Raw genomic sequence first — 7918 nt, 5'->3', positions numbered from 1 at the left:
AAAAACACGACGGCCCCCACCAACCGGCGCGGCCCTTCCATTGTCAGCCGAAAACGGCGGCAATGTCAGCCGAGGCGTACCCCCGCGATGGAGGTAACGCCTGCAGACTGCGCCGAGAGCGGCATGTGACAATGAGACATTCGACCACCTCCTTTCCGTTGTTGACGATGCTTGCCAGATGGCGTCATTTTCAACAGGATCAAGAGCTTAGCGAAAATATGGTGATGCAGCTGTCACGCCGGATCAGGATCCTGCCCATCCGCCGCGCCTGAAGCTTCGGCGAAAGCGACGCCCGATTGTTCCTGCAGGGTTATCGGGCTGCCGTCCGCGCCTTTCACGTCGTGGGAAAGATCTTCCCGCAATCGGGCCGGCGCCCCCTGCTCACCCCGCAGCCCCTCTTCCGGCACCGCCTGATCATCCTCGCCATCGGGCTGGCCATAAACGCGTAGCGATTCGTCGGGGGCGGCCATGACTCTTCTCCTGCTGTGGACCTCAACATGTTCACACAGGAGCATAACGTCCGGCTGGCTAAGCTGTTCAGTCGAAAGCCGAATTTCCCGAAGCCACTCTGTTGCCCGCTATCAATCCTCGACGGCGGATTGCATGAGCCGGTCGGTCACGGTCCCGCCGCCGGCCTCGGGCGCCGTCGTCCAGCCCAGCCGCGGAATTGTTGCCGTGCGCCTGCCGCGGAAGTCGCTGTGGATCGCAAGCAATCCGCGGCTCTCCATATAGCCGAGCATGCGGCGGACGCGCCCGGGCGAACAGGTGCCATAAACCTTCGCGACTTCGCTTTCCGGCGGGCATGGCGCGCCTGCATGGGCTGCGCGCGCGATCAACATGAACACACCCAGCATGTCTTCCGGCGCATCCGCGGCCGACCGCAAGGCATGGTCCATCTCGGGCGTGGCCAGATCATCGGAAAACAGGCCCGCACGCGCCAGCGCCAGGGCGCGCGCAAATCCCGGCAGTTCCAGCGGCGGCCTGATCGCGCCTCGCATCCGGCAGCGCAGCGTGAAATCCTGGTACAGTGCGCCCGCCGGCCGGCCATCCGTGTCCGGATCGTCGATCATGTCGGCCAATACCAGATCGGCCAGCTTGGCATTATCCAGCGACGCAAGCATGTCCGGCTGCTCCGGCGGTTCCGGATCCGGGCTCGCCTCATCCAGCCGCGACAAGAGCTGCTCGACGGCTTCGGGTTCTTCGACCGGCGGCATCGGGACCGGTACCACCGGCGTCGTTCGGACCAGCAACGCCTGCCGTTGCTCGTCCGTCAGCGTCGGCAGCGGCGTCGCGAAGGACGGCACGCCCCGAACCTCGCTCTGAACTTCGCCGATGCGCAGCAATTCGGGACGCCGCGACAGAGCCGGACCCAGCGCCAGGAATTGGCCACGCTCCAGATCGCGGATCTGCTCCGCCTGGCGCCTTTCCATGCCCAGCAAATCCGCGGCGCGGATCATGTCGATGTCCAGGAACGTCCGTCCCATCAGGAAATTCGATGCTTCCGCCGCGACATTCTTGGCGAGCTTGGCAAGCCGCTGTGTCGCGATCACGCCGGCAAGTCCGCGTTTACGACCCCGGCACATCAGGTTGGTCATCGCCGCCAGGCTGATGCGGCGGGCGTCGTCGCTCACCTCGCCGGCCGCGGCGGGCGCGAACAATTGCGCCTCGTCCACCACCACCAAAGCCGGATACCATAAGGCACGGGGCGCCTCGAACAGGTGGTTCAGGAAGGTGCCGGCGCAGCACAGTTGCGCATTCACCTCCAGGCCTTCGAGGTTCAGGACCACCGAAGCACGCTGTTCCCGCACGCGCGCGGCAAGAGCTGCGATTTCGGCCTCGCCATAGCTCGCCCCGTCGATCGCGACGTGGCCGAAATGTTCTGACAGCGATACGAAGTCGCCTTCCGGATCGATAACGACCTGCTGGACCAGACCCGCGCTTTGCTCCAGCAAGCGCCGCAGCAGGTGCGACTTTCCGGATCCCGAATTGCCCTGAACGAGCAGACGGCTCGCCAGCAGCTCCTCCAGGTTGATGGTTCCGGAGCCGCCTTTACCCGCCGCTCCCAGCACGATGTTGGTCATGATCCAGCCTGTGCCCTATCGAATCTGGATCGAGCAAGCGCGGAGCCCGCCATGGCTGTCAAAACTAGCAGCGGCTTGATTAGTATGTTCCTCTTATGTTCTAATCTGCCCGACCTGTAATATCGCTTGTGAGTCGTAAGCCATGCCGCTGAAACTGTCCTTCGCCCGCCCAGACGCGATCCGGCACACAGGCGCGCGTCAGCCATTGTGGAATTTGGCGATGGAGGCCTGAGATGGGACGCTCGACGCTGGCCCAACAGCTCTGGCTGGATGTACCGGTTCAGGTGCGCCAGCTGCCGGCCGGTACGACGAAAGCCCGTCAGCCGCGCCGCGCCGCCAATGAAGCGGCTAGCGGCAATCAACTGGAATTGCATATGGTACCGCGGCCAAGGCAGGATGCGGCTCCACCGATCATATTGCCGCGTCCTGTCGCTGCACCTGTCACCGATGGTGCCTCGCCCACCGATCTTCGACCGAGTTTACCTGCCTTCACGATGTGGTTGCGGTCTCAAGCCAAGCGCGGTGGCGTCATCGGCGATCTGGCCAAAGCTGCGCAGACCGATCGTCTGTTCCCGAAGAACGGCAGCGCGGATGATGTGCGCGCACGGTTCAGCGCAGTCGGCGCCGACGGGGATGCGTTTGAGGCGCTTGATTATGCAGAGCGGGAGTTCGACCGACAGTCACGTCGAACGTGATCTGGCAAAATCAACTGCACCTGAACGATGGTTTACTTGCCCAGACAAGCGACGCCGGGCACAACCTCTGGCGATGAGCCCTCTTCCTGTCGAAAGCGTTGTCGGCGCCTTCCTTCTGGCATTTCCCGCGCTGTTTTCGATCGTCAATCCGATCGGCTCGGCCTTGATCTTTCACCAGGTGACGAGCGGGCGCAGTCGTGACGAGCGGCGGCGTATGGCTACCCGGATCGCTATCTATGCCCTCATCGTCCTGCTCGCGTCGCTCTGGTGCGGCGGCTATGTGCTGAACTTCTTTGGCGTCGGATTGAGCGCGCTCCGCATTGCGGGCGGGCTGGTCGTCGCATTCACGGCCTGGGGCTTGCTGATGCAGCCGGAGGCGCACGAAGCGCGCAAGACGAGTGCGGCCGAGCCGGCCCAGGAGGCGGTGGAAGACGTATCCTTCTTCCCTTTGACGATGCCGCTCACGACGGGCCCCGGCACGATATCCGTGGCCATCGCTCTCGCGTCCCAACGACCGGCGAGTGATGGGCATCTTATCAGCTTTTTTGGTGGAGTCAGCCTCGCTGCCGTCGGGATCGCGATGATCGTATGGGTCTTCTACCATTGGTCAGACGCGGTGACGGACTTGCTGGGGCCGGTTCAGGCGCGGGTCGTATCCCGTCTGATCGCCTTTCTGCTGCTCTGCGTCGGCGTGCAGATCATCGTTACGGGCGTGGTCGGCGTCATCGGTGGGGCGGAAATCCCGCTCCGCTAGCGGTACGCCCCACCCCCGCGCTGCCTTCAAGCAACAGCATCTTCATACGTGACAAGCAGCCTTGGGTCGCATCGGACGTTGGGGCATGGCACGGGACCGATGAAGATACCGCACTTGCTGGAGCCAACACTGCCCTACCATCATCTGTCCTTGCGCGCGCCGTCGCGGCCCGGTGACGATACCGGCCCGTCGCGCCGTCGCGCGCCCATGCCACACAATCCTGCGCACGCTTTTGCATCATGATGTCAGCGGAGCAAAAGCGTGTCCGCGGTGACGCGAGCCCGGTCGTTCGCCTGACGAACGTGTCTAAACGTTATGGCGGCAGCACGGCGGTAGCGCTCGATCAGGTGTCGCTGAGCGTGAGCCCGGGGGAGATATTCGGCATCATCGGGCAATCCGGCGCCGGCAAATCCACCCTCATTCGCCTGTTGAACGCGTTGGAGCGCCCGAGCGAGGGGCAGGTCGAAGTCGATGGCGTCGATCTTGCGGGCCTTTCTCCGGCCGAGCTACGCACCCTGCGCAGGCGCATCGGCATGATCTTCCAGAATTTCGGCCTGCTCTCCTCCCGAACCGTCGCCGGCAACGTGGCCTTCCCACTGGAGCTGACGGACGCAACGCGCACGGATCGCAACGCGAAGGTTGCCGCGCTGCTGAGCCGCGTTGGCCTTGCTGAATATGCCGATCGCTATCCGGCGCAACTTTCGGGCGGGCAAAAGCAACGGGTCGGCATAGCCCGTGCCCTGGCCACCGACCCTGATGTTCTGCTCTGCGACGAGGCGACCAGCGCGCTTGATCCGGAAACGACGCGCAGCGTGTTGGGCCTTTTGCGCGACCTGAACCGGGAGCTGGGATTGACGATCGTGCTGATCACCCACGAAATGGATGTGGTCAGGACGGTATGCGATCGGGTCGCCGTGCTGGATCATGGCCGGCTCGTTGAAACCGGTGCAGTCGCCGATATTTTCGAAAGCGGGGCGCATCCGGCGACCCGCCGCATGCTCGCGGCGCTTTCCCTATGAATGGCTGGTTCGCCAATGTGGATTGGGGCGACATCGGCCAGGCCTGTGTCGATACGCTGTTGATGCTGGGCGGATCATTGTTGCTCACGATCGCGCTCGGGCTGCCGCTGGGGGTGCTGCTCTACCTCACCGCCGACAAGCAGATCGCGCAGAACAAGCTCGCGAACGGCGTCCTGGGCGTGGTGATAAACGTCCTGCGCTCGATACCCTTCGTCATCCTGCTGATCGTGATGATCCCACTCACCGTCGCGCTGGTCGGCACCTCGCTGGGCGTCGCCGGCGCAATCCCGCCCCTGGTGGTGGGGGCCGCGCCTTTCTACGCGCGGCTAGTGGAAGGGGCTTTGCGGGAAGTGGACCGAACCACCATCGAGGCCGTGCAGGCGATGGGCACCAGCACGTGGCGCCTGATCACCCGCGCGCTGATCCCCGAAGCGCTGCCGGGGCTCATCGCGGGGGCGACGATCACCGCCGTCGCGCTCGTCTCCTTCACCGCCATGGCCGGAGTGGTCGGCGCGGGCGGTCTGGGCGATCTCGCCATCCGCTTCGGCTATCAGCGCTTTCAAACCGACGTCATGGTCGTGACCGTGGTGCTGTTGGTGCTGCTCGTCCAAGCTATCCAGCTCATCGGCGACCGTCTGGCGCGGCACTTCACCCGTCGCTAGGAGGGAGATATGAACCGTCGCTTCCTCATACTGGTCCTTCCCCTTCTGGCGCTTGCGGGCTGCGGCGGTGGATCAGCCAATGATGGCAAGACGCTTACTGTCGCAGCAACCGCGGTGCCGCATGCCGAAATTCTGGAATCGGTGAAGCCGGAGCTGGCCAAGCAGGGCGTCGATCTGAAGATCCGCGTCTTCAACGATTATGTGCAGCCCAATCTGCAAGTCGATCAAAAACAGATCGACGTGAATTATTTCGAGACCAAGCCGTATCTCGATGAATTCAACAAATCGCGTGGCACGCACCTGGTCGCGTTCGCCGGGATTCATGTGGAGCCGCTTGGCGCCTATTCGCGCAAGTGGAAACGGATCGAGGATGTCCCGCAGGGCGCGATCGTCGCAATCCCGAACGAGCCAAGCAATGGCGGCCGCGCCTTGCTATTGCTCCAAAAGGCCGGACTGATCCGATTGAGAGACCCGCGCAACCCGCTGTCGACGATCCGCGATATCACGGCCAATCCGCGCGGTCTGCAATTCAAGGAACTGGAAGGCGCCACATTGCCGCGCACGCTGGGCGAGGTGGATCTTGCGCTGATCAACACCAATTACGCGCTGGACGCCAAGCTCAACCCGACGCGTGACGCGTTGGCGATCGAGGACGGGGATTCTCCCTACGTGAACTTCGTGGTGGGACGCCCCGGCGAGGATAGCGATCCGCGCGTCATCAAGCTGATCGCTGCCTTGCGCAGCCCAGCGACCCGACAGTTCATTCGGACCCACTATAAGGGCGCGGTTCTGCCCGCATTCTAACCCCCCTGTACAGGCGCTGCGCGCACTGTCGGGATGAAAATCTCACGTACGGCCTTGGCCAGAAGATCCGGCGACACCAATCCCTGATCGAGCACGAAATTGTTGAAGGCCAGGCGATCAAAACGATTGCCGAGCGCAAGCTCCGCTTCCATCCGCAATTGCAGGAGGCGGGTATAGCCATAGAAATAGCTTCCGGCCTGTCCTGGCGCACGTGACGTGTAACGTTCGATTTCTTGCCGCGCCATCGCGGGTGACTGGCAGGCCTGATCGATCAGCACGCGCCGCGCGTCCTCGATCGAGATCATGCCGAGATTCAACATCGGATCCAGCATGGCACGGGCAGCGCGTAGCAAGCGGGCCTGCAGCGCCATCAGTTGGCCATCGAGCGGATGATAGGGAAGCGCCTCCGCTTCGGCATAAAGCGCCCAGCCTTCGACATTGACGCTGTTGAAGGCGTAGATGGCGCGTGCCTGCGAAACGCCGCGCTGCGCCATGGCGGAAAATTGCAGCTCATGCCCAGGCCGGGCTTCATGCGCGGCCACCGTCCACGCGACGGCAAGCGAATTGAAGTCGTCATACGCCGAATTGGGATCGGTACCGCCAACCCCGCTGGTCAGCACGAATACGCCGTGCTCGCCGTTGTTGTTGATCATGCGCGGCGCTTGCATGTGCGGCGCCGGGCTGGCCGCTGCCTCGGCATCCGTCGCTATGCGCATCTGCGTGGGTCTATCGGGCAGATCGACGATGCGCTCCCGCCGGATAACCGCTTCGTTCCGCGCCATGACCTCGGCATAAGTCGATTCCAGCTTGTCGCGCGGGATCGCCATCGTCTTGATCCTGCCGATCACATCTTGATAGCGCGTCAGCGTCCAGCCCTTTTCCCGCGCCACCTGTGGCGCAAGCGCGATCATCGCGGCGCGCGTCTCGGCGAATTCCACGCGTGCCTGCTGCATAAGCAAAGATGGCGGGATGTCGATTCCCCTCGTCTTCAGGCGAAACGCATAGACTTCAGCCGGCAGATGAAAGTCCCGCCGCGAGATCGGCAACACCACAGTCTCTTCCCAGGCGGTGTACTCCGCGACCTGCGCGTCGAGCTTGGCAAGCGCAGGCTCGGCCCCGGCGATATGATAGGTTTCGAAGAGCTTGCGGATCCCACGGGCGTACGTGCCGGCATTCGTGATCGCATCGTTCAGCGCGGTGCGATCTGGACCTCGCACGCCAGGGGTTCGCGTTTCGACGAAGCGCGCCTTAGCCTGCTCGACCAAGGGGGTGGTGCCGGGCCAGTCGCCAACGTAGCGGCGCAGCAACTCCAACGCTTTGCCCCGACGCTCCGCCGAGACCTGCTGGTCGAGAAGGCCGCTAATCCCCTTGAACATGAGGTTGGGCGCATCGGTCCATGCCACGAAGTAACGACGTTGCAGCCGCTGATCCTCCAAGTCGCGCTGGGCGGCCTGGATCAGGATCCGAAGATCTTCCTGAATGCGCGGATTGCGCTCCTGCGCGAGCCGCTGCTCCAGTTGTTGCAGCACCGGTTGCAGTGCCGCCGCGCGCCGCGCTTCCAGCTTCGGGCCGAGATCGATGGCTCGTCCATCATAGATCGCTGCCCCGGATTGCGAAGCCGTCTCGGGATTGAACGCAGCCTGCGCCGTGAGCAGCAACTGCGTATCGCGATCGCTGGTGGCGATCCAGCTTCGATCGGCCTCGGCAGCGGCAGCGGCAGCGGCACAGCCTTGGTAGAATATCGCACAAAGAAGCAACACGCGTACTCGCATACATCCTCCCCTTCGTCGCACGCCGCATGGCAAAACATACTTGGCAGGCCATGTCCGTGCTCCGCCGCTGGCCCGCCGGTCCGGCGGTGGCGGCATAGCCGCTCCCCTGGGCGATAACCGTTAAAAGGTGA

At 63.5% G+C, this 7918-nt stretch carries 8 protein-coding genes; 5 read left to right on the top strand and 3 right to left on the bottom strand.

The annotated features are described in order from the left end of the window. Positions 1-233: 233 nt before the first annotated feature. Positions 234-470, bottom strand: coding sequence for a hypothetical protein (locus tag ACOJSI_RS17840; RefSeq protein WP_420139657.1), 237 nt, complete (start codon positions 468-470; stop codon positions 234-236). A gap of 111 nt (positions 471-581) precedes the next feature. Further along, a complete protein-coding gene (locus ACOJSI_RS17835) occupies positions 582-2084 on the bottom strand; it encodes a helicase HerA domain-containing protein (RefSeq protein WP_420139660.1) in 1503 nt (500 codons plus the stop codon). 230 nt (positions 2085-2314) lie between these two features. On the opposite strand from ACOJSI_RS17835, the gene ACOJSI_RS17830 reads away from it, so the two are divergent. The 5 genes from ACOJSI_RS17830 (at position 2315) to ACOJSI_RS17810 (ending at position 6015) form a co-directional block, all read left to right on the top strand. Continuing rightward, entirely contained in the window at positions 2315-2776 is a 462-nt protein-coding gene (locus ACOJSI_RS17830; RefSeq protein WP_420139656.1) for a hypothetical protein, read from the top strand. Between the two features lie 73 nt (positions 2777-2849). Further along, positions 2850-3530, top strand: a complete 681-nt coding sequence (locus ACOJSI_RS17825) for a MarC family protein (RefSeq protein WP_420139655.1) — start codon at positions 2850-2852, stop codon at positions 3528-3530. A gap of 242 nt (positions 3531-3772) precedes the next feature. Then, entirely contained in the window at positions 3773-4549 is a 777-nt protein-coding gene (locus ACOJSI_RS17820; protein WP_420139654.1) for a methionine ABC transporter ATP-binding protein, read from the top strand. Next, positions 4546-5211, top strand: a complete 666-nt coding sequence (locus tag ACOJSI_RS17815) for a methionine ABC transporter permease (protein WP_420139653.1) — start codon at positions 4546-4548, stop codon at positions 5209-5211. Before ACOJSI_RS17820 ends, ACOJSI_RS17815 begins: the two co-directional genes overlap by 4 nt. Positions 5212-5220: 9 nt before the next feature. Continuing rightward, a complete protein-coding gene (locus ACOJSI_RS17810) occupies positions 5221-6015 on the top strand; it encodes a MetQ/NlpA family ABC transporter substrate-binding protein (RefSeq protein ID WP_420139652.1) in 795 nt (264 codons plus the stop codon). Here ACOJSI_RS17810 and ACOJSI_RS17805 read toward each other — a convergent pair. Then, entirely contained in the window at positions 6012-7787 is a 1776-nt protein-coding gene (locus tag ACOJSI_RS17805; protein WP_420139651.1) for a DUF885 domain-containing protein, read from the bottom strand. The two genes, ACOJSI_RS17810 and ACOJSI_RS17805, sit on opposite strands and share 4 nt — an antisense overlap. Positions 7788-7918 lie beyond the last annotated feature (131 nt).

It is taken from the genome of Sphingomonas sp. (assembly GCF_048595155.1).
In the GTDB taxonomy this organism is placed as follows: Bacteria; Pseudomonadota; Alphaproteobacteria; order Sphingomonadales; family Sphingomonadaceae; genus Sphingomonas_I.
This window is presented reverse-complemented; position numbering and strand designations above follow the sequence as displayed.